General features: G+C 59.7%; 19 protein-coding genes. 10 read left to right on the forward strand and 9 right to left on the reverse strand.

Going from position 1 to position 21,919, the window contains the following annotated elements; translation table 11 throughout:
• Both EG244_RS21115 and EG244_RS18100 read left to right on the forward strand, forming a co-directional pair.
• A partial coding sequence (locus EG244_RS21115) for a hypothetical protein (protein ID WP_233589062.1) occupies positions 1-348 on the forward strand: 348 nt, incomplete at its 5' end.
• A 475-nt stretch (positions 349-823) separates the two neighbouring features.
• Positions 824-1,867 (forward strand): replication initiator protein A, encoded by a 1,044-nt coding sequence (locus EG244_RS18100; protein ID WP_233589063.1) that lies wholly within the window; start codon positions 824-826, stop codon positions 1,865-1,867.
• A 228-nt stretch (positions 1,868-2,095) separates the two neighbouring features.
• Here the strand turns inward: EG244_RS18100 and EG244_RS18105 are convergent, their stop codons facing one another.
• Positions 2,096-2,404 (reverse strand): stability/partitioning determinant, encoded by a 309-nt coding sequence (locus tag EG244_RS18105; protein WP_124966578.1) that lies wholly within the window; start codon positions 2,402-2,404, stop codon positions 2,096-2,098.
• Complete coding sequence (locus tag EG244_RS18110; RefSeq protein WP_124966579.1) at positions 2,401-3,072, reverse strand: ParA family protein; 672 nt, start codon at positions 3,070-3,072, stop codon at positions 2,401-2,403. The genes EG244_RS18105 and EG244_RS18110 overlap by 4 nt, the downstream gene beginning before the upstream one ends.
• A gap of 197 nt (positions 3,073-3,269) precedes the next feature.
• Here EG244_RS18110 and EG244_RS18115 point away from each other — a divergent pair, with 197 nt between their 5' ends.
• The gene (locus tag EG244_RS18115; protein WP_124966580.1) at positions 3,270-4,229 is read left to right on the forward strand and encodes an IS481 family transposase; all 960 of its coding nucleotides are present in this window, start codon (positions 3,270-3,272) and stop codon (positions 4,227-4,229) included.
• 91 nt (positions 4,230-4,320) lie between these two features.
• Here the strand turns inward: EG244_RS18115 and EG244_RS18120 are convergent, their stop codons facing one another.
• On the reverse strand, positions 4,321-5,628 hold the full coding sequence (locus EG244_RS18120; protein ID WP_124966581.1) for a UDP-glucose dehydrogenase family protein: 1,308 nt from the start codon (positions 5,626-5,628) through the stop codon (positions 4,321-4,323).
• A gap of 170 nt (positions 5,629-5,798) precedes the next feature.
• On the opposite strand from EG244_RS18120, the gene EG244_RS18125 reads away from it, so the two are divergent.
• The gene (locus EG244_RS18125) at positions 5,799-6,812 is read left to right on the forward strand and encodes an NAD-dependent epimerase/dehydratase family protein (protein WP_124966582.1); all 1,014 of its coding nucleotides are present in this window, start codon (positions 5,799-5,801) and stop codon (positions 6,810-6,812) included.
• A gap of 186 nt (positions 6,813-6,998) precedes the next feature.
• Here the strand turns inward: EG244_RS18125 and EG244_RS18130 are convergent, their stop codons facing one another.
• A complete protein-coding gene (locus EG244_RS18130; protein WP_124966583.1) occupies positions 6,999-7,925 on the reverse strand; it encodes a cation diffusion facilitator family transporter in 927 nt (308 codons plus the stop codon).
• A 689-nt stretch (positions 7,926-8,614) separates the two neighbouring features.
• Between EG244_RS18130 and EG244_RS18135 the strand changes: the two genes are divergently transcribed.
• Positions 8,615-9,337, forward strand: coding sequence for a replication initiation protein (locus tag EG244_RS18135; RefSeq protein WP_124966584.1), 723 nt, complete (start codon positions 8,615-8,617; stop codon positions 9,335-9,337).
• Positions 9,338-9,586: 249 nt separating this feature from the next.
• Here EG244_RS18135 and EG244_RS18140 read toward each other — a convergent pair whose 3' ends face one another.
• From EG244_RS18140 to EG244_RS18160, 5 genes are all read right to left on the reverse strand, one after another.
• Positions 9,587-10,441 carry a phosphodiesterase gene (locus tag EG244_RS18140; RefSeq protein WP_124966585.1) on the reverse strand — a complete coding sequence of 285 codons (855 nt, stop codon included), beginning with the start codon at positions 10,439-10,441 and terminating at the stop codon, positions 9,587-9,589.
• Between the two features lie 73 nt (positions 10,442-10,514).
• Positions 10,515-11,807 carry an ABC transporter substrate-binding protein gene (locus tag EG244_RS18145; RefSeq protein ID WP_124966586.1) on the reverse strand — a complete coding sequence of 431 codons (1,293 nt, stop codon included), beginning with the start codon at positions 11,805-11,807 and terminating at the stop codon, positions 10,515-10,517.
• Between the two features lie 42 nt (positions 11,808-11,849).
• Positions 11,850-12,677, reverse strand: a complete 828-nt coding sequence (locus tag EG244_RS18150) for a carbohydrate ABC transporter permease (RefSeq protein WP_124966587.1) — start codon at positions 12,675-12,677, stop codon at positions 11,850-11,852.
• Positions 12,674-13,597, reverse strand: coding sequence for a carbohydrate ABC transporter permease (locus EG244_RS18155; protein ID WP_124966588.1), 924 nt, complete (start codon positions 13,595-13,597; stop codon positions 12,674-12,676). Before EG244_RS18155 ends, EG244_RS18150 begins: the two co-directional genes overlap by 4 nt.
• The gene (locus EG244_RS18160; protein WP_124966589.1) at positions 13,590-14,750 is read right to left on the reverse strand and encodes an ABC transporter ATP-binding protein; all 1,161 of its coding nucleotides are present in this window, start codon (positions 14,748-14,750) and stop codon (positions 13,590-13,592) included. Before EG244_RS18160 ends, EG244_RS18155 begins: the two co-directional genes overlap by 8 nt.
• A gap of 823 nt (positions 14,751-15,573) precedes the next feature.
• Between EG244_RS18160 and EG244_RS18165 the strand changes: the two genes are divergently transcribed.
• The 5 genes from EG244_RS18165 (at position 15,574) to EG244_RS18190 (ending at position 21,497) form a co-directional block, all read left to right on the forward strand.
• Positions 15,574-15,990, forward strand: a complete 417-nt coding sequence (locus tag EG244_RS18165; protein WP_124966590.1) for a hypothetical protein — start codon at positions 15,574-15,576, stop codon at positions 15,988-15,990.
• 356 nt (positions 15,991-16,346) lie between these two features.
• Positions 16,347-16,775 (forward strand): MarR family winged helix-turn-helix transcriptional regulator, encoded by a 429-nt coding sequence (locus EG244_RS18170; protein WP_124966591.1) that lies wholly within the window; start codon positions 16,347-16,349, stop codon positions 16,773-16,775.
• On the forward strand, positions 16,772-18,403 hold the full coding sequence (locus tag EG244_RS18175; protein ID WP_124966592.1) for an MFS transporter: 1,632 nt from the start codon (positions 16,772-16,774) through the stop codon (positions 18,401-18,403). The genes EG244_RS18170 and EG244_RS18175 overlap by 4 nt, the downstream gene beginning before the upstream one ends.
• Complete coding sequence (locus EG244_RS18180) at positions 18,400-19,434, forward strand: HlyD family secretion protein (protein ID WP_124966593.1); 1,035 nt, start codon at positions 18,400-18,402, stop codon at positions 19,432-19,434. Before EG244_RS18175 ends, EG244_RS18180 begins: the two co-directional genes overlap by 4 nt.
• A gap of 956 nt (positions 19,435-20,390) precedes the next feature.
• On the forward strand, positions 20,391-21,497 hold the full coding sequence (locus EG244_RS18190; RefSeq protein ID WP_233589064.1) for a replication initiator protein A: 1,107 nt from the start codon (positions 20,391-20,393) through the stop codon (positions 21,495-21,497).
• Positions 21,498-21,919: the final 422 nt, after the last annotated feature.

Genomic DNA, 21,919 nt, shown 5'->3' on the forward strand with positions numbered 1-21,919 from the left:
CCCGCATATCCCTTCATCATCATCAATGTCAAAGAGCGCGACCCGCAGACGCAACAACAACCGGATAAGCTCAACTTCGCTGAGCCAACCGACCGCGTATCCACCAGATCTAAACCACAACCAGCTGCCGTTCCCGGCTGCCCTGCTGCGGTGAAGGGGTGTTTAGACAGACCCGCGAAGAGGTGCAAGAGCGAAAATGCAAAAAAGTCAGCGATAAGCGCCAGTTTGCAGGCGGGACCAATGTTTCAAGGGAATTTCGGGCCTGTTTTTCCTAGCAGGGCTTCTGTGACTGGCGGTGGCTGTTTTGGTGACAAGGGTGTGGGGTTTTCAGGATGTCAGTTTGGCTGAGCAAGCCTCTCTCAAGGCTCGCTGCCTAGTCGGTCAGGAGAGCGCCCGGGCATGTTGATGATCCCTTAAGGGGGGGGGTGTTCCTTCCCAGAGTTCCCGAGGGCTTGATTGAAGCGCTGACAGGATCTGCATCTGGTCTCAGACCTCAGATGGTCTTCCGTGATCGAAATCGGGGTTAAGGCAGGGGCTGCGAGTGAGCTTCGAGAGGGCTTCGGAGAGCGCACATTTCGACACGATTTCGGAAGTTATCCACAGGCTCTCTTGTGTTAAATATGTGTTAAATAGTGTTAAGCGAAAATTACGCCTTGTAACCAATTGAAAATAAAAGACGAATCGAAACACCCCGTGGGTAAACCATCGAAAGAACGTGGGCAAACCATCGAAAGAACGTGGGTGAAATATCGAAAGCCTTGACCCCGTGGGTGAAATATCGAAAGAAGCCAAAACGTGGGTGAAATATCGAAAGGCGCGGACCGTGGGTGAAATATCGAAAGTCGAGCGTTCGCCGCTCCTGCCCGACCGCCATCCGCAGATGGATTTCTTCGTTTGCGATATTTTCGATGCGGCGCCCAAGGCCGATATCGGTCCGATGGAGCACCCGGTTTTCTCGCTCTCCAGTCGGCCGGATACCAACATCCGGCGCTATGAGCATGGGAACGTGGTGATCGAGGTGAAGCCCTCGGTTGATGGCCTGGCGACCGTGCATGACCGCGATATTCTGATCTACTGCATCAGCCAGCTCATTCACGGCATGAATGACGGCCGGGAAACCTCACGGATTGTGCGCTTCAAAGCCTATGACCTGCTGACGGCCACCAATCGCACGACTAACGGCCAGGGCTATGCCGGCCTGAAGGCTGCGCTGGAGCGGCTACGCGGCACGACGATCTCCACCAACATCACCACGGGCGGTGTTGAGCAGCTGGATATCTTTGGTCTGATCAACCGGGCCACGATCGTGCGTCAGACCCGCGACGGGCGGATGCAGGAGGTAGAGGTTGAGCTTTCCGACTGGGTCTTCAATGCAATCCGCGCCAGGGAGGTGCTGACGCTTTCACGGGAATACTTCCGGCTGCGCAAACCGATCGAACGGCGGATCTATGAGCTGGCGCGCAAGCACTGTGGGCGGCAGAAGAGCTGGCGGATCAGCCTCGATGTGCTTCAGAAGAAGTGCGGATCGAGCTCTGAGCTGCGCGAGTTCCGCCGGGTGATCGCGGGGATCTCGCAGGAAGATGAGACCCACGACCACATGCCCGACTACGCCGTGCGCTTCGATGAGGAGAAGGATCAGGTTCTTTTCATCAGCAAGGGCCGTCTGGATGTGGTGGATGAGGCCGATCTGAACATCCCGCCCCTCGATGAAGAGACCTACGACCTGGCGCGCGCGCTCGCTCCCGGATGGGACATCCATTACATCGAGCGTGAGTGGCGGTCCTGGGCGACCGAGACCCCGAAGAGCGCGGATGCGGCTTTCCTGGGGTTTTGCCGGAAATGGTTTGAGAAACGCGGCAGGCCCTGATGAGGTCCCCCTGCCCCGCTTTTTCCGGAACTGGCGGCCTTGGGGACAACGCTTGCGCTGGACAAGCTTCGACCGCGTTCATCTGAGATTGCTTTGTACCAGAGTTCTCTGACGATTGGGCCGCTGTCTTCTCCGTAATGGCGAACGGCTTCTCCAGCGTGCTGCAGGATCAAGCTATCTGGTAGCTATCAGCTAGCGAGAAGCTACTTAGTAGCTACCAGATAGCTATCAGCTATCTTTTAGGTTTTCTACCATTGTTTCAAAGACTTCAGCGATACTCAGACCCTGTGCGTCGGCCCAGGCGTTCAATGCTGCAATAGTCTCCGGCTTCGCTTTGATATTGATCTGGGCGCTGCGACCGGTTCGGTGGCGGCGCTGCTGGGGCTTCTGGGGAGGGGCTGGGACTTCGCGGCTGGTAAAGCCTGCAACTGCTGCGGCCTCTGCCGGCGGAGCCGCGGTCTTCACCCGCGGAAGGGGAGCGAAACCGCTCAGATCCCCGAGGGCGTCTCCAAAACCAATCTTTGCGCGGGTGCTCATGCCATGGCCTCCTTCAGTTTTGCCACCAATTCGCCTGCGAACTCCTGCGCATTCTCAATTGCCTTGGGCAGGCCCGAGGTGCTGGACGGGTTGAGACTGGAGAGCGTGCCGCCATAGTCGAAGAGATCCCGATAGGCCGCGCGCTCGACTATGGCCGTCTCAAAGACCGGCACCCCGGCCTCCGTCAACTCGCTGGTGACATTCTTCAGGCTGCGGGACTTCACGGCCGCGCTGGTACGGGTGAGCACCACGGCATGCGGGATCGTGCGACGCGCCATTCTGCCTTGGGTCGCGATCAGCCTCAGGATCTTCGCACCGCCCTTGGCGTCCATACCTGAACCCTGAAGCGGGATCACAACGAAATCCGAGAAGCCGATGGCATTGGCAACCATCAGAGAGGCTGTGCCCTCAAGGTCGACAATCACGAACTGAGACCTGGCGCTCTCCGCCTCGATCACATCGGCGATGCTCTCTTCCGTGACATCGGAAAGGATGCGGATGGCTTCGGGCCTGCCCGGCAGATCGGCCCACTGGCTGATCCAACGCTCGGGGTCCGCATCAATGATGGAGACGCTCGCGCCGTTCTCCGCCAGCATCGTCGCTGCGATCAGTGCAGTTGTGGTTTTGCCCGCGCCCCCTTTGGGGTTGGCGAATGAGATCACCGGCATCTGCTGCTCCTGCCTGTTTTGGTCAGCATCTACCCGATAGCTATCAGATAGCAACATAGTAGCTGATAGCTACCAGATAGCTATCAGCTACTATGTTGTTGAGCCGGGATACTCCGGCGGAATTCCTTGGGCCACCCTAGCTGTTTGATCCCACGGTTTGATGGTGTGAACCTTTCGAGGGAATGGAAGGATGCCCTATGGGACAAATTCGTCATGGAAGCGCCACGACCACGCACGCGGTCCGAGCTGCAATACAGCGATCGCAAGCTTCGCTCTCGGAGCTGAGCCGAGAACTTGGGATAAATCCCAAGACGGTCGCTAAATGGCGGAAGAGGTCTTCGGTTGACGACCAGAAGACGGGGCCGAAAGAGCCTCGTTCGACAGTCCTGAGCGAAGGAGAGGAGGCTATTGTCGTCGCATTCAAGCGCCACACTTTGCTTCCCTTGGACGATTGCCTCTACGCTCTCCAACCCAGTATCCCGCATCTCAGCAGATCGGCCCTTCACCGCTGTTTGCAGCGTCATGGTATTTCCCGGCTTGATGAAGTCAGCGGCGATAAGCCCAAAAGGCAGAAGTTCAAGCGCTACCCGATTGGCTTCTTCCATATGGACATCGCCGAGGTGCAGACGGCGGAGGGCAAGCTGTATCTCTTTGTCGGTATTGACAGAACCAGCAAATTCGCGGTGACTCAACTGGTCGATAAAGCTGATCGAAAAACTGCATGGGAGTTCCTCGAGCATCTCCTCAAGGCCGTGCCATATCGGATCCATACCATACTCACCGATAATGGGATCCAATTCGCAGATCAGCCCCGCAACCGAAATCAGATTTACTCCCGCCCCATGCGTTTCGACATGATCTGCGATTCGCATGGCATTGAGCACAGGCTGACAAAGCCCAATCACCCTTGGACCAATGGCCAGGTGGAGCGGATGAACCGAACCATCAAAGACGCGACGGTCAAACGCTTCCACTACCAGGATCAACAGCAGCTCCGGGCCCACCTTGGCGACTACATGGCAGCCTACAACTATGCCCGCAGGCTGAAGACACTGAACGGCCTGACGCCTTACGAATACATCTGCAAAATCTGGACTTCAGAGCCGGAAAGATTCATCCTCAATCCGATCCACCAGATACCGGGACTGAACACCTAGCGTATCCCGGTGCTTTCATCCGGGTCTTCGGGAAATGAAAATGGCCAGCCCCGGTTGGAGCTGGCCACAGCAATACGACAGGGCAGGGGGCTTAGCCCCGACCAACGCCGTCCCAGGCGACGAAGCCGGCGGCAAGCACGCTCTCACGATCGTAGATGTTGCGCAGATCTGCCATCCGCGGCACCGCCATGTCACCTGCGAGCCGTTTCAGATCAAGAGCGCGGAACTGGTTCCACTCCGTCAGGATCACCACGGCGTCGGCATCCTTCGCGGCTGCATAGGCGTCTTCTTCCCAAACCACACCCGGCAGCAGAGCTTCGCCTTCGCGACGGCCATGCGGATCAACCACATGGACCTTCGCGCCTGCTCCGATCAGCGCCGGAACGATGGTCAGCGAGGGAGAATCGCGCATGTCGTCGGTTTCAGGCTTAAAGGTTACGCCCAGCACCGCGATCTTGCGGCCCGCGACCTTGCCGTCGCAGAGGTCCAGGACCTTATCCACCATGCGGCGGCGGACAGCGTCATTCACGGCAATGACCGTCTCAGTGATGCGCTGCGGCACCCCATATTCCTGCCCGATGCGGGCAAGCGCCGAGGTGTCTTTCGGGAAACAGGAGCCACCATAGCCCGGGCCCGCATGCAGGAATTTCGAGCCGATCCGACCGTCCAGACCAATCCCCTTTGCCACGCCCTTCACATCAGCCCCGGCGCGCTCACAAAGCGCTGCGATCTCATTGATGAAGCTGATCTTGGTCGCCAGGAACGCATTGGCGGCATATTTGATCATCTCGGCCGTCTCGAGACCGGTGTAGACGATCGGGAAGTCTCGAAGGTACAGCGGGCGATAGATTGCCGCCATGACAGCCTTTGCCTGTTCAGTCTTCACCCCGACCACGACGCGATCAGGCTTCATGAAGTCCTCAATCGCGGCCCCTTCGCGCAGGAATTCAGGGTTGGAGGCGATGTCAAATTTCGCCTCCGGCACGGCGGCACGGATTACTTCGGCTACTTTGCGATTGGTGCCGACCGGAACCGTCGATTTGGTCACCACGACCGTATAGCCGGTTAGTGCGCGCCCGATCTCTTCTGCGGCCGCCATCACATAGCTCAGATCGGCATGACCATCCCCGCGCCGGGTGGGGGTACCTACCGCAATGAAGACAGCGTCTGCCCCGTCCACAGCAGTGGTGAGATCAGTGCTGAAGGTCAGCCGCCCGGCTGCGATATTGCGGGCCAATACATCCTCGAGGCCGGGCTCATAAATCGGCACCAGACCTTTACGGAGCATCTCAATTTTTTCAACTGATTTATCGACACAAATGACTTCATGGCCGAAGTCAGAAAAACATACACCGGAGACAAGTCCGACATAGCCGGTGCCGATAACTGCAATTTTCATCTCGAATTTCCTGATCGCAAAATGTTTTGCTTATCTCAGCACAGCTACAGATTTCCATTTTATCCTGCAAGCTTTCAGGGGTTGCAGGAGGCCTAGCCGCCGTTTAGGCCTGAGATAATTGAATATTTTACGCAAAAGATCTTGACAGATCGCCATAACAGGATCCCTTGATGACCCGCGTATTTCTGACCGGCTCGGCCGGGTTCATCGGCTTTCATCTGAGCCAGCTGTTGCTGGATGAGGGTTTTACCGTTCACGGTTATGACGGGATGACGGATTACTACGACGTCACTCTGAAACAGCGCCGTCATGCCATGCTGTTGCAGCACCCCAACTTCAGCGCCACAGAGGGCATGCTGGAAGATCAGGCGCTGATTGACCGGGTGGCGGATGACTTCCGCCCCGATGTGATCGTGCATCTCGCCGCTCAGGCCGGGGTGCGTTACAGCCTTGAGAACCCGCGCGCCTATCTCGATGCCAATGTCATCGGCAGCTTCAATGTGCTGGAGATCGCGCGGCGGCACGGGGTGCAGCATCTGCTGATGGCCTCTACTTCCTCAGTGTACGGCGCCAATGAAGAAATGCCGTTTCGCGAGACCGATAAGGCCGACACCCAGCTGACGATCTATGCGGCGACGAAAAAGGCCTCAGAAAGCATGGCGCATTCTTATGCCCATCTCTGGAACCTGCCGGTGACGATGTTTCGCTTTTTCACCGTCTATGGCCCCTGGGGGCGGCCCGACATGGCGCTTTATAAATTCACCGAAGGTATTCTGAACGGAAAACCCCTCGATATTTATAACCATGGCGAGATGTACCGCGATTTCACCTATGTCACCGATCTGGTGAAAGGTATCCGGCTGCTGATCGATGCCGTGCCGGTGCGTCCCGAAAGTGCTGCAGAGATTGCTCCCGGCGACAGTCTTTCACCCGCAGCCCCCTGGCGGGTGGTGAATATCGGTAATTCTGATCGGGTGAAGCTGACAGACTTTGTCGATGCCATTGAGGAAGCCACGGGCAGGACGGCGATCCGCAATTACATGGAGATGCAAAAGGGCGATGTTCCGGCCACTTGGGCCGAAGCCTCGTTGTTACAAAGCCTCACCGGCTACCGTCCGCAGACCGACGTGCGTAAGGGCGTGGCCGAGTTCGTGGCATGGTACCGCAGCTATTACGGGATCTGACTGCTCAACATCGGTCCTGCGAGCATATCCTGCTTTCATACGCCGTCATTGAACCTTTCGATATGCACCCGGTCTTAGGATGCATATCGGAAAATGTCTTCTGACAGGAGGCTAACTTGGAGCTTCAGACCGCCAGTAAAGGGAAGCTTAGGCACGCCTTTCGGACCCCGGGATGATGCAGCCAGTTTAGTCCGCCCAGACACTGTCCGTCGTGAAGACAATGCTCAGCCAGCGGTCGGGCCCGGCATCCCCCAAAGCCTCAGAGATCTCGGTGCGCAGCGCATCCCATTCCCTCAGATGCCGCTTTGCGCCCTCTTCCGGCACCATGAAGTACAGCTCGATCTTTCGGGCCCGCCCCATGCGCGAGACATAGGCCCGGTAGGACAGAAATCCGTACTTCTCACAGGTCGCTGTCGCCACCTCGTCCACATGCGCTTTCAACTCGGCAGGGGTGACCCGCAGGATATCCGCCAGCGCCTTGCGCACTGTGCTCACCGGCATGACGATCAGCACCAGGCAGACGAGGGACAACACAGCCGGATCGACGTAAGGCACGATCCAGGCCCAGGGGGTGCTTTCCACCAGGTAGCCGATGCTGAAAGCCACCAGAAGTGCTGCCGTAATCCCTGCCGACATCACCCAGCCCAGCATATCAAGCCGGATGAAATCTGACTGCAGCCGGCGGTTGGCGCGCCGCTCGGTGAAGCCCATGACGCTGCACAGCAGCAGCGTGATCACGGCATAGCCAATCGCCCAGCCAAACTCGAGCGCGCGCCCGCCTGCCAGCAGGCTGCTGACTGCATTGATCAGCGCATAGAGCGTCAGCGCGATGAGAAGGGAGCCGTTCAGCGCCAGGATCAGCGGCTCCAGATGCCAGAAGCCCATGGTGAAGCGCTCTTTCAGCCGCTCTGAGATGCCCTCATCCCTGGCATAAGAGGTGATGAGCCGCGCAGCGAAGAGTGTCAGCAGGCTCATCGCGCTGTCGAGCAGCGAATAGACTCCGTCGAAGGTGATCGAGAAAGAGCCGGACATCAGCCCGAAACCAATCCCCAGGGCAGAGACGAGGAGAGAGACGGCGATTGAGATCCGAAGGACGGCGGCTTCGGTTTGCATGACACAAATTCTCCCTGGCTTTTTGCTGCCGGTGAGGTCGCAGAGGCCAAAGGGCTAGTAGTTCTGGTAAGCCATTCAAGCTGCTTACTGGCTCGCTACCTTACTCAGAAAGCAGTATCTTCGCCGCAAACCAAGTATGCTCTCTAGCTCATTAACGCTCGGATATTTCGTTTTTTTCACATTTGGTTCGAATCCCACCCTCTCCGCCACATCAAAAATCGCACCTAATAAAATCAAACCATTACGGGCCTAAGGTGAACCAAATTGTGAACCTGAGTGTGAACCTATGTAGGGCATCCACACATGTGGCGGGCATTGATGATGTGACTGCCCCCCCGGATGGCATCGATGTGCCAAGGTTGGTTTGCAAGGGGAGCGGCCACATCATCACTGCGGTGGCCATCCAATAGATCCGGGGCATTCAAGATGTCACCCCAAAAGGACACCTTCTTTTTCTTCTAAAGAATCTTCTTCTTCGTCCGCATAAATCACCATGTTTCTTTGGGGTTTTTAAGCCTATTCCGTAGATTTTGGGTCGGTTCAGCGTAGGAATCGGGTCGATATATGGTGCCTAAACCGTAGATATTGGGTCGGTTATCCGTAGAAAACGGGTCGAAATATGAGCTGTCGCGCCCATCGACCCAATTTCTACGGCTTCAATCCTCAACCTGCGTCCCAATGATGGGGAGATGTTGAAGCCTGCTGAGTTGATCGAGATCGATGGGGCCGAGAAGCTGTCGCTCAATGCCCGGCGCATCTACAATATTCTGTTGCACAATGCGCATGGTCCGGACCTTGGAAACCCCCAGCAGCAGTTCCGTATTGCGTTCTCGGATCTGAAGTTCGCCCATGCAGGGAATGATCGTCTGGTGCCCGCAATCAAAGCTTTGATGAAGACCATAGTGACAGTGCGGCTTGAGGATGGTGGCAGCACCTTCTTCCCCCTGGTGGCCAAAACCTCGATCACTGACCCTCGGCGTGAGCGCGGAGTGCTGACATATCAGTTTGATCCAGATCTCATCGTGCTGCTGCGCGACAGCCGCATCTTTGCCAAGCTGCAGCTTGACGTGATCCATGCGGTTTCCAGTAAATATGCCCTGGCGCTCTATGAGATCGTCGCGAAGCGGGTACGCCTGTCTTTCGTGAAAAGTGAGGTCTTTGCTCTGGAAGATCTGCGCGTTCTGCTGGGTGTTGAGCCAGGCAAACTCAGCACCTACTCCAACCTTCTGAAGTTCGCGATTCAGCCTGCGTTTGACGAAGTGAACCGGCTGGCAGAGTTCAGCGTAGCCTTTGAGCCTGTGAAAGTAGGACGGAAGGTTGAGGCGATCCGTATCGCCTGGGCTGCAAAGGACATAGCGGGCCGGAAAGCCGCATATGCCGCCATCCGGAGGAACTCAGACATCATTGAGTGAAGGGGACTGCCCTTGGACTGTGGTGCTGTCGCAGGCGAGTTAAAGCTGACTTGGCCCGCTGGTCTCTCAGGTGCCATGACCGGCGTAAAGGGAAGGTTATGTCCGGCCCTTCTGCAGAGGCTCTGGAGATGGCTTGTTCTGACATTTCACTCTGCGCTGGGGAGCCAGAGCTTTACGCTCTGTCCTGGGCTATGATCAGGGCGGGCGACGAGAAGGACATGAAGCCTTCCCCTCGCCTGGCCCAAAGGATCAGATCTCGGTAAAATCCGGATGCTGCATGGTGGTGGCATAGATCACCGGATCCACGCCGGGGGGCGCCATCAGGTCAAAGCGCGGCGCGCGCAGGGCGAACTCATGCATATGCACGATCATATTGCCTTTTTGCGCGAGGACGACGCCATAGGCCGGTTCTGCAAGGTTTCCGGGTGCGGTGCCGTCATCGGGGATCAGGAAGAGATCGAGCTGGTGGTTCAGCCCGCGCATGCAGGAGAAGGAGATCCCCTGCCAGTTGCCAAAGATCGGGCGATGGGCATGGCCGAAGAAGAGATGGCGGATACGAGCGCGATGCGGTTCAAGGACCGCACGGAAGGCTTCGTGATCCAGCATACGGATGTCATCCATATGCCCGCAGCCGATCTCAAAGGGCGGGTGATGCATGAAGAGCATGACCGGGCCTTCGCTCTCTGAGAGACGCGCTGCCAGCCAGTCCAGCCGGGCCGGGCAATAGCCGCCGGCGTGGCTGCCTTCAACGCGGGTGTCGAGGAAGAGGCACAGGCCCTCCTCAGACTGGCGCGCGCCCTGCACAAAGCCGTTCTCATCGCGCATCGCGCTGGGGAAGGCAGAAGTAAAGGCGGGGGTGACGTCGTGATTGCCGACCATCAGCACCACCGGCATCTGCAGATCTCCGATCGCGCGACTGAAGGCCTCATAGGCTTGCGCATCGCCCCAATGGGTCAGATCCCCGGTCACCACGACAAAGGCAGCATCGCCATGCTCGCGATTGATGCTTTCAATGGCAAGGCGCAGGCGGCGGGCGGGATTGGCGCCGTAAAGCCTGCGGTCTTCGCCGATGACATGGGTGTCGGTCAGATGGATGAATTTCATGGCAGATCCGTCAGATGCGGGGGGGCGAGAGATCACGCCCCCCGCAAGCGCTGCAGGGGGCGAAGAAGGGGCGTTACTTCGCGATCAGGCGGTTGGTGGTCTCCACCATGGCGGCCAGGCCCGCCTCAACGCTCTGCGCGCCGGTCATCACCTCACCGATGATTTTGCGCTGGGCGCGCCAGATCTCGACGCCATTGGTCCCGGGATAGCCTTCCCAGGCGGCGGCGCGGTCGATCTGCAGGTTGGTGGTGTTGAAGTTCGGGTTCTCGGCATAGAACTTGCCCAGCAGATCCGGAGCCAGGGCCGCGATATTGGTGGGCTTATAGCCTGAACCCAGGACCGCGATTTCCTGACCCTTCGGGCCGGAGGCGAATTTGATATAGGCCCAGGCGGCGTCCTGCTTTGCCTTGTCCTGGGCCGTGATCATCATGGCATTGCCACCCGTCGGGATGCGGCCGGTCTCTTTGTTGCTTACCGGGTAAGTGGTGGTGCGCAGCTCAAACTTATCGCCGACCAGATCCGCGAAAGAGCGGTTGGAGTTGGGCGAGGCCATGATGAAGCCGATCTGTCCGGCGGCGAACTGCTGGCGCGACTGCTCAAAGTCCCGCAGCGCCATGCCGCCTTCATCGACCATGCGTTTCGCAAGGGTCAGGGCCTTCACGCCATGATCATCGCCAAAGGCCACGGTCCGGCCGTCCTCAGCCATGATCTTTGCGCCCTGCTCGATGATGAGCGCGCGCCACAGCCAGTCATCAGGCCAGGAGTGGATGTCAAAGGCCATGCCATCGGCATCGCCCTCCAGCGCTGAGATGCGGCCCGCCAGATCGATGATCCCGTCCCAGGTGTCGGGCAGGGCATTCGGATCTCCGCCTGCTTTGCTGACCAGATCGCCGTTCACAAAGAAGATCGGGGTCGAGGCGTTGAACCCGATCCCCCAGGTGGTGCCATCGACCTGCCACTGTGAGAAGAGGGACGGCGCATAGTTGCTCGAGACGAAGTCCGGTGCCTCTGCCGCGATATAGGCATCAAGGGAGATCACTTTGCCCTTTTCAGCCAGATGGGTGACCACTTCGGGCAGCAGGTGATAGCCCGAGTGGTAGACATCGGGCATCCGGTTGGTCATGGCGGCGCGCAGCATGACCTGATGGGTCTCATCATAAGAGCCGTTGCCGATGCGGAATTTCACTTCGATATCGGGGTTTTGCGCCATGAACTCTCTGGCGACGGCCTCATGGAAATGCGCGTGCCCCGGAAAGGCCTGCAGCACTTCGATGGTGACCTTGTCTGCCATGGCCGGCGCGGCCAGCAGAGTGGCAGTCAGACCGGCAAGGGTCACGAGCGGGTGGGTAACAGCGTGAGAGGTCATCTCAACTCCGATACGGGATGGGAAGGACGGGAGAGGACAGGCTCATTTCACACCGGTCATGGTGATACCGGCGACGAACTGACGTTGAGCGCAGAGGTAAAGCAGGATCAGCGGTGCGCTGAGCACCGTGGCTGAGGCCATCAGGGCGCCAAAATTTGCGCCGCTTTCATTGTCGGCGAAATACATCATCGCCAGCGGCGGCGGCGCGAGGCTGGTGTCGGTGATGACGATCAGCGGCCAGTAGAGATCATTCCAATGCGCGGTGATCGAGAAGACCGCAAAGGCGGCGATCGCGGGTCTGGCAGAGGGCACAACGACGCGCCACAGGATCTCCCATTCGCCCATGCCCTCCATGCGGGCGGCCTGGATGATTTCATCCGGGAAAGCGCGGAAGGTCTGGCGGAAGAGATAGATCGCAAAGACCGACAGGAAGAAGGGCAGCATCATCGCGAAATAGGTGTCGAGCAGATCAAACTCCGCCAGCGCCATGAAGAGGGGCAGCGCCGGGACCTGGATCGGCACAGTCAGGATCAGCAGCACCGCACCAAAGAGCAGCTTCGCGCCGCGAAACTCAAACTTCGCCAGCGCATAGGCGCAGGGAATGGCGGTCAAAAGCTGCACCACCAGCACGCCCAGACAGACGATCACCCCATTGAGCATGAAGCGCAGCATAGGGGCCTGCTCAAAGGCGGTGATGTAATGGGTCAGTCCCGTGAAGGTCTGCGGCAGCCAGCTGTAACTCTCAGTGAAGACCTCCTGCGCTGGGCGGAACGAAGTCACGATCATCCAGAAGAAGGGATAAAGCGTCGCAAAGGTCAGCGCGAGAAGCACCAGATGCGAGGCGATGTCCTTAAAGCTCAGGGCTTTCATGCTTTGCCTGCCTTACGGTCGAGAAGAAGGTTCTGCACCAGTGCCAGCCCCAGAATGATCATCAGAAAGATCACCGTCATCGCGGCGGCCGGGGCCATGCGAAGATACTGAAAACCCTCCAGATAGGTCGTGTAGAGGAGCACATCCGACGCGCCCTGCGGCCCGCCCTTTGTCAGCACGGCCACGGTGTCAAAAATCTTAAAGGCGGTGATCGAGCTGGTGATCACCACAAAGACCATTGTCGGGGCCAGCATCGGCAGGGTGATGCGGATAAAGCGATCCAGCGGATGCTCTATCCCGTCCACTGAAGCCGCCTCATAAAGATCCTGCGGGATAGAGGTGAGACCCGCGGTGAAGATCACCATATTGAAGCCCGCAAGCCCCCAGATCCCGATGATCGCCAGCGCCCAGAGCACCAGATCGGGGCTGCCGAAGAACTCCAGCTTACTGAGGCCAATGGCCTCAAGAAGCAGGTTCACCGGCCCGATATTGCCGTGCAGCAGGTATTTCCAGACGGTGGCCATAGCGACCAGCGTCGAGGTGACGGGCAAGAACAGCAAAAGCTGATAGAGCCTGCGGCCGTGGCGCAGGTTATGCACCAGCACCGCCTGGAGCAGGCCCAGCCCCACCGCCCCAGGCACGACGATGGCGACATAGCGCAGCGTATTGCCAAGCGCGTTCCAGAAGACGTCATCTTCCACCAGCGCCTGATAGTTCTCCAAGCCGACCCAGCTGAAGCTGCTGTCGCCGAAGCTGTAATCGGTGAAGCTCATCAGGATGATCAGCGCAACCGGTACCAGCATCAGGCCGACCAGCAGCAGAGTTGAAGGCAGGGCGAGCCCCCAGGCCGCGCGACCGGAGCGCAAAGCGCCATGGCTTCCGCGCCGTAAAGGCGGGTGAGAGAGCGAGAGATCAGACATGCAGCATGGCCCCGCTTTGCGCCTTATGAGCAGGAGCGCGGCTGCTCAGGCGTTTGCCCATCGCGTCAAAGACCAGCGCATCGGCGGGATCAGCGTGAACCGGCAGCAGGCCGCTGCTCAGGTCCAGCGCCTGAGCCGCCCCCGGAGCAAGCCGCAGGGTGACCTTCGCGCCGCTTTGCACATCGGCGCTAAAGACCAGACCGCTGTGTCCCAGATCCTCCAGCCGCTCGATCCTGAGCCGGGTCACAAGGGCGCCGGGCCTGTCCGGCAGGCCTGCGTGGATATGCTCAGGCCGCAGCGCAAACTGCACCGGATTGTGGTAATCCGCCGCCAGCAATGCGCCCGCCTCGCCCCAGAGCGCCAGATCATCCGCGCCGATCACATTCATGCCCGGAGAGCCGATGAACTGCGCCACCCGCAGGTCCTGGGGATCGGCATAGAGCCGCGCCGGGGTATCGCATTGCACGATCTCGCCCTCCATCATCAGCGCGACGCGCGAGGACATGGTCATCGCCTCGGTCTGATCATGGGTGACATAGATGAAGGTGGCCCCGAGGCGCTGGTGGAGCGCGCTGATCTCAGCTCGCATCTGTACCCGCAGACGGGCATCGAGGTTCGAGAGCGGCTCATCCATCAGAAAGATCCGCGGTTTGCGGATGATCGCCCGGGCCAGGGCCACGCGCTGGCGCTGGCCCCCCGAAAGCGCGGCCGGACGGCGGTTCAGCAGATGGCCCAGCTCCACCTGATCCGCGACCCGTGCCACCTCTTCGCGGATCGCGCGCTTCTCTGCGCCGTGGAAAGGCCAGGCCCGGCCCAGAAGGCGGGCGGGCAGCGGCAGATGGCGGGTCTGAAGCGGCAGGGCGATGTTTTCCCCCACGCTCATATGCGGGTAGAGCGCGTAGCTTTGAAACACCATCGCCATATCGCGCGCGGCCGGCGACAGCGCATCAATCGGCTGCCCGTCCACGGAAATTTGGCCCGCGTCCTGTGCCAGCAGCCCCGCGATGATCCGCAGCAGCGTCGACTTCCCACAGCCCGAGGGCCCGACCAGCGTCATGAACTCGCCCGGCCGCACATCAAGGCTGACGCCCTTCAGCGTCGTCTGGCTGCCATAGCGTTTGACCACATTGCTGATCGTTAAAGACGAAGCCATGCGCACTCTCTCTTCCGCCATCGGCCCGCCACGAGATCGGGAGCCATTGGGGAGTGTCACTGCGCGAGGCTCGCAACATTGAGACAACGAAGGAGTAATAGTTCTGTGAAATGATGCGGTTTGGGTAAAAGCCTCCCGCCCCGGCGCAGCGCTCTATGCGGTCTCATCAGATCGATGAGCGGCCTTCTCTCCGCTCACCGGGCGGGCGGATTTGTCCGCAAAGAGGCCCGCTGTTGATGCCGGAGGTCATATCCTTCGCGGGCTCCACAGTTTGAGTGGCACTGCCCGCCCCTGTGGCCCACCAAAGGCGCAGGCGTAGTCCCCAAAGTGTGGTGCCCAGGGAATGTGCACAGCGGCCCTCAAAGGGAGCATGCGCTGTCACCACGAGCCCGACCTGCCCAAAACAGGCTCTGTGGTCAGGTCACGACCGATGGTGTGCATGCGCATAACAGCCCCCGTCTTCGTGGAAGCTGTCAGCGTAGCAGCGGTTTTCAGAGACCGGATCAATGGCTGTTGAACCGCTCTCCCGCCACAGCAGAAGGCTTTCACTGACGGGTTTTTCACAGGATTCAGAGCACAGATTTCCAGGCAGCGAGAATGTGGATTTTCACCGATAAAACCCCTAATCTGCCAAATGATTTCGATAAAATCTGAGGCGGAAATGGGCGGCTACGGAAGCGGCCGTAAGGCCTGGGCACAGAGCCCGACGGAGTCCTGTTATCGCCGGATCGACGTCCGGCGTCTGCATCGGAGCGGACTTCTCAAACCCGATGCAACAGGCCGGATCATCTGGTCCCGACCGGGCAGAGCTGAGGAACTTTATGTGCTTGGTCTCCAGGCAGAGGGAGAGGGGCTTTGGCTCTGGAATGAACCGGCCCTTGAAAAGTGTTCGATGTATTTCGTCCCGCTGAGCAGGACGCCCTGTTTTAAGGGCGGTGCGCGGTTGTGGTTTCACTGCCCGGAGATCACCTGCAACCGGCGGGTGGCCGTGCTCTTTGGCGGTGATCTCTTTCTCTGCCGCCATTGCCGGGGTCTGTCCTATGACAGCCAGCGTGCGAATGCTTTTGATCGCCAGATCATCCGCATGAACCGGCTGCGCCAGCAGCTTGACTGGCCCGGTGGGCCGCTTGATTTGCGGGGCGACAAGCCAAAGGGCATGCATTGGAAAACCTTCAACCGCCTTGCCGGGGAGTACGAGCAGCTGGATGAGCTGGTGGGAGAGGTCTACGGCTATCGCTGAAACGGGTCTGCGTCCCGAACCCTTCCTGTCAGCTTCAGGGCAGCGGTGGCTGTGTTCAGAAAGGCTGTGGGTTTGGAGTCCGGTTCCCTATGCAGGGGTGCCTGCGAAGCCCCGGTCTTTCTTCCTGCGCAGCCGCCGCTTTTGGGTGGGCGTTTGTGGCAGAGCACAGCGCGGCTGTGCCTAAGCCTCCACTCAGCCGCGAGAGTGGGCTGACCCGGGTCTTCATCCACTGGCAAGGAAGGAGCGTTCTGCGGCGGTATGATGCGGCATTGCTGCGTCGGATAGAATCGATCTTGGCAAGCACCGGAACCCATCATAATTAGCATGCTAATTTAACGGAACGGGAACCAGTGCTCATGAGCCGCGAAGGCGATATTCTGGATCTGATGAGCGCGACGGCGCGGCGTCTGCGCACCATCTATGACCGCCGTGCGGCGGAGCATGGGCTCACGCTGGCGCGGGTGAGGGTCTTGCTCTGTCTGCGCGATCGTGAGGGGCTGACTCAGATCGAACTGGCACAGGCTCTGCAAATCGAAGCGCCCACGCTGAAGCGCCAGATCGATGCGCTGGTGCGTGACGGCTATCTGGAGCGGCGTCCGCTGCCGGCCGGGGGGCGGGGAAAGGGGCTTTATCTGACCCCCTTCGGGCAGACCCATGCGCTGACCGAGTTCAGCCGCAAAACCCGACAGCTGCTGCTTGAGGGAGTGAGCGGAGAAGACCTCGATGTCTTTCAGTCGGTGCTGCAAAGGCTGCACCGCAATATTGACCGGCTGGAAGAGCTGTGAGCGCCTCTGCACCTCCCGCCACGGCGCAGGCAGCGGACGCTCCGAAACGGGTGGTCCTGCCCTATATGATCCTCGCCACGCTGATCGCTCTGGCGCAGGGCTTGGGGCAGGGGTTTGTCTCGAACAACCTGCCGCAGCTGGCCGGGGATCTGGGGGTCTCGGTCACCGATGCAAGCTGGCTGATGGCGGCCTATATGGCCCCGCGCGCGGCGCTGCCGCTGCTGCTGACGAAACTCCGCACCCAATACGGGCTGCTGGCCTTCACCCGCTCTGCGCTGATCTTTTATGCGCTGGTCTCGCTGGCGGCCTGCTTTGCGCAAAATTACCGCTCTGCGCTGACCCTGCAGTTCGTCGCCGGGATCGCGGCCGCGCCGATGTCGACCCTGGCCTTTCTTTATATGCTCGAGCCGCTGTCGCAGAAGCTGAAGATCGTCTTTGGCCTGCCGATGGCCATGGCGGTGATCATGGGCGCGCCCAGCCTTGCACGGGTGCTATCGCCCGGGCTGATCGGGGATGGCGGCTTTCTGGAGGTCCATCTTCTGACCCTCGGCATGGCCTTTGTGACCCTGGCCCTTGCCTGGAGGCTGCCGCTTGCCCCGGCTCCGACGCAGAAGGTGATTGAGGTCGCCGATCTTCGCACCTTCGCGCTGATTGCCTTTTCCTTCGGGGCGATCACCGTGGCGAGCATCCTGGGGCCGATCTACTGGTGGACCGAGCTGGACTGGATCGGGGTTTTGATGATCCTGGCCATTCTGGGCTTCACCCTCGCAGTGATCTCAGAACTGTACCGTAAAGCCCCGCTGATCGACTTCCGCTGGCTCGCAAGCCCGGCCATGCTCCAGATGACCGGGGCCATGCTGGTGTTCCGGCTGCTGCTCTCAGAGCAGAGCAGCGGTGCGCCGCGGATGTTTCAGGTGCTCGGCTTCGGGCCGGACGCCTTTATGGGGCTTTTCAGCCTGATCGTTGTGGCAGGGCTTCTGGTGGCACCGCTTTGTCTGGCCTTGCTACGCCCGGGGCGCGAGCCCTGGTTTCATGCGGTGGCGCTGGTGCTGATCGCTGTGGGCGCCTTCATGGACAGCGCCAGCACCGTGCTGACGCGGCCGGCGGATATGTACCTCAGCCAGACGCTGATTGCTTTTGCGGGCATGCTGTTTATGGCGCCGGCCATGGTGATGGGGCTTCTGGCGGCGCTGAAGCGCGGGCCGGCCTATCTTATGTCCTTCATCGTGGTTTTCCTCTCGACACAAAGCCTGGGCGGTGTGGTGGGTTCAGGTCTCTTCAGCACCATCATCAACCACCGGCAGGCCTTTCATCTGCAAACCCTGACCGAGCAGCTGCGCCCCGACCTCATCACGGTGCAAAACCAGATCGCAGCCAATATGGCGGGCCTTGCCGCGCAAAGTGCGGATATGGCCGCTAATAAGACGCAGGCAGTCGCAGCGCTTGTCCAGGAGGCGGGTCGTCAGGCCACGGTCATGGCCTATAACGATGCCTATCTTCTGACAGCGCTGGCCGCGCTTGGCGCGCTGGCCGTGCTCCTCCTCCATCAGGTTTACAATTTCCTCACGGCGCGGCTGACCCCTGCCGCGCCGGTGCCCAGCCCCTCTGAAACCGGTCCGACACGATGAACAAATCGCATTTTCTGCCCTTGGCACTGACAGCCGCCCTCGGTCTGGCCGGCGCAGGTCTGGTCGCTTTCGCCTGGGAGCTTCCGCCCTTCTCGGCCAGTCTGCCGACCACCGAGAACGCCTATGTCCGCGGGCGGGTCACCAGCCTTTCGCCGCAGGTGGCAGGCTATGTCTCGGAAGTGTTGGTCAGCGATTTCCAGAAGGTGACGGCGGGGCAGGTGCTCTTCCGTCTCGATGCCCGCAGCTTTGAGCAAAAGCTGCGTCAGGCCGAGGCGGGCCTTGCCGTAGCGCGGGCGAGCCGGGACGCAGCGGTGAACACGCTGCGCGCGACGGAGCTGACCGCAGAGGCCAATGTTGCAGGGGTGGAGGCCGCAAAGCTGGCGGTGCAGACGGCCCTTGCCGGACATGGCCGCCAGCACTCGCTGCAGGATCGCGGGATCCTCTCGACTTCAGCTGCGGAACAGGCGGATCTCTCGCTCAGCAAAGCGCGCGCGCAATTGGCCGAAGCGGAAGCGGGCTTTGCCGCGCTGCAGGAAAAGCTCAGCGCGCTCCGGGCGCAGGTTGTGGCCGCGGAGGCCAGCATCGCTCAGGCCGAGGCCAGCGTGGCGCTGGCAAAGCTCGACCTTGATCATGTGGAGATCACGGCCCCCGCCGCAGGCACGCTGGGGCAGGTGGGCGCGCGGGTCGGGCAATATGTGGCCGCCGCCACCTCGCTCGGCAGCCTTGTTGAAGGAGAGCCCTGGGTCATCGCCAATTTCACCGAGACCCGCTTTGAGGATCTGGCCCTCAATCAGCCGGTGACCATCCGCGTCGACGCCTTGGGCGGGCAGAACCTCTCGGGCCATATCAGCAGCTTCTCTCCGGCGACCGGCTCAGAGTTCAGCCTGGTCGCGGGCACCAATGCGACGGGTAACTTCACTAAAGTCGTGCAGCGCATCCCCGCCCGCATTGAGATCGATCCCGGCCAGAGCCTGACCGAGGCCCTGCTGCCGGGCATGTCCGTGACCGTCACGGCGCAACCGGTGGAATGATCCGAGGCCCCCATCGCGACAGGCTTCTCCATGGCCTACGCTGGCCTTGAGATCTCTCTTTACGCCTGTACATGAGCAGGGTGGACCCCGCTGCAAGGTGGTTCATAAGCTGATGCCACGGGTTTCAGACGGCACGGGCGGTCTTTGCTGAATGGGGCCGGCGACAGCTGTAATGTGGATTTCTGGCGCATTCAGCGCTATGTTGATCGCTGTCGGGGTCGTCTTCCAAACCGTCAGGCTCAGCGCCGATCGCTGTTTTCGCAAACAGGGCCCCAACAAGTTTATCCCTTCACCCCATGTTGCGCTGGTGAAGCAGACCTCCGCACTCGGTCTGAGGGTTTCGGCTGGTTTCAAAGGCCAGATCGAGGGCAGGGCACACGCCCTCGATCTCATCCTCCTTGAGAGAAGATCAGCCGTCGCTCAAAACTGGTCAGTTGGCTTCATCTCCTGAAACTGACGGTCCATGATATTGCCGGGATAGTCATTGCGAGCTGACTGAGCTGCAGGCGGGAAGAAGGAAAGATGCGCAGATGAAGGGCCGAAGGGCGCGCGTTCGAGGCTGAGGTCTCCGGATCAGAGCATCTGCTTTCTATAGCGAGTGATGAACGCTGCTTGGGGTGAAGAATAGCGGTCTGGTGGACCGCTTTCCCCATTTTTCGATGACAGTGCAGACTTGTGCTTTTGGAGCGCAGTGCGATGTTTGCGGCTTTGCGGCAAGTCGCCTGAGATGGCGGCTCCTGGGGTTTGAGATCCGGGGGGCCGTGAGTGACTGCGCGTCGCTCAGCAGGTGGCTTCCTATGACCTTTGGCCTGCGCAAGCTGAGCAGTTGGGTGCAGTTATCCCCAGTCAGCTTAGTGTTAAATATGTTTTATATAGTGTTAAGGAGCAATTTTTGCCGAATTTACCCAATATAATCAGGTTCTTAATTCACGCATAAGAACCTGATAACACGAACTTTGGCACCTGATATCCTGAATTTGGAACCTGATAACACGAATATTCGGAGCGAACCCGATAACACGAAGGCAGGACCTATGGACAGCGATCAGCCAAACCAAGCCCTGCTTCCGGATCGTCATCCTCAATATGATCTGTTTATCTGCGACGTCTCGGACGCGGTTCTGAAAGACGTGATGCAGCAGATGGAGCATCCGATTTACTCGCTGTCCAAAAAGCCTGACACGAGCATCCGGCGCTACCTAAACGGCGAGGACTGGATTGAGGTCATTCCCAGCGTCAAAGGTCTGGCGACGATCTACGACAAGGACATCCTGATCTACTGCATCAGCCAGATCGTCGCCAAGATGAAGCGCGGCGAAGAGGTCTCACCGCGCGTGCGGCTGAACTCGCGTGAGCTTTTGATCTTCACCAACCGCAGCACGGGGGGGCGGGAATATCAGACGCTCATTGATGCGCTCGACCGGCTGGAAGGAACGCGGATCCGCACCAACATCCGCACTGGCGCAGAGGAGCAAAGCGACAGCTTTGGCCTGATCAATGCCACCTCCACCAAGCGGACCCACGGCCTGAACGGGCGGCTTTTATCCTGCGAGATCCAGCTGTCGGACTGGGTGTTCAGCGCGATCCGATCGAACGAAGTCCTGACCCTGCACCGCGATTATTTCCGCCTTCGCAAACCGATTGAGCGGCGCCTTTATGAGCTGGCGCGCAAGCACTGTGGCCAGCAGAAGCAGTGGCGCGTCTCTCTTGACAAGCTGCTCCTCAAGACCGGCTCCACCAGCCAGCCAAAGCGTTTCAAACAGGCGATCCGCGAGATCGTGGCCACGGATCACCTGCCCGACTACCGCATGGCGCTGGTTGATGAAAACGACATGGTCGTTTTCATCAACCGGGGCAGTATGCCTGTGCAGGTGGTCCAGACCATCACAATCCCCGCCCTCGATCCAGAGGTCTATGAGATGGCGCGGGAGGCCACCCCGGGCTGGGACGTGCACTACATTGAGGCAGAGTGGCGTGCCTGGGCGACAGAGGCCCCTCGTAACCCGGAGATGGCGTTTCTGGGGTTCTGCCGGAAATGGTTCGAGAAGCGCGGGCGCCCCTGAGCATGTGAGCGGCGAGCCGATGCAACGGGTAATCTCAGCACCGCGTTTGCCAAGGCATCTCCGGTTGAAGACTTTCTGTAAAAAACGGGACACAGCAACAGAGCAGCCGCCCGGAAGATGACCGGTTCCGCTTGACAGAACCGCGCTTGTCCGGGTTGGCGCGGGTGAGCCAGCGGCTCAGTCGTCGCGACCAGTTTGAAGAGTAAGGCATTGTTATGAAGCGATTGAAGTGCCCGGATTGCGGCGGGCAGGTCAGATTGGAAACCTCGGCCGAGGGGCATGTTCTGGGGCGCTGCACCCATTGCGCGGCCGAATTCGTAATCGAGGCGAAAGGCCGCCAGCATGTCATTGTTGAGCACCGCTTTCCTGACGGCCCCGCCCCCTTTCCCGAGCCCGCCTCAGCAACCGGCGCGCCATCGGTC

The sequence above is a fragment of the Falsigemmobacter faecalis genome (genome assembly GCF_003863335.1).
Lineage (GTDB): Bacteria > Pseudomonadota > Alphaproteobacteria > Rhodobacterales > Rhodobacteraceae > Wagnerdoeblera > Wagnerdoeblera faecalis.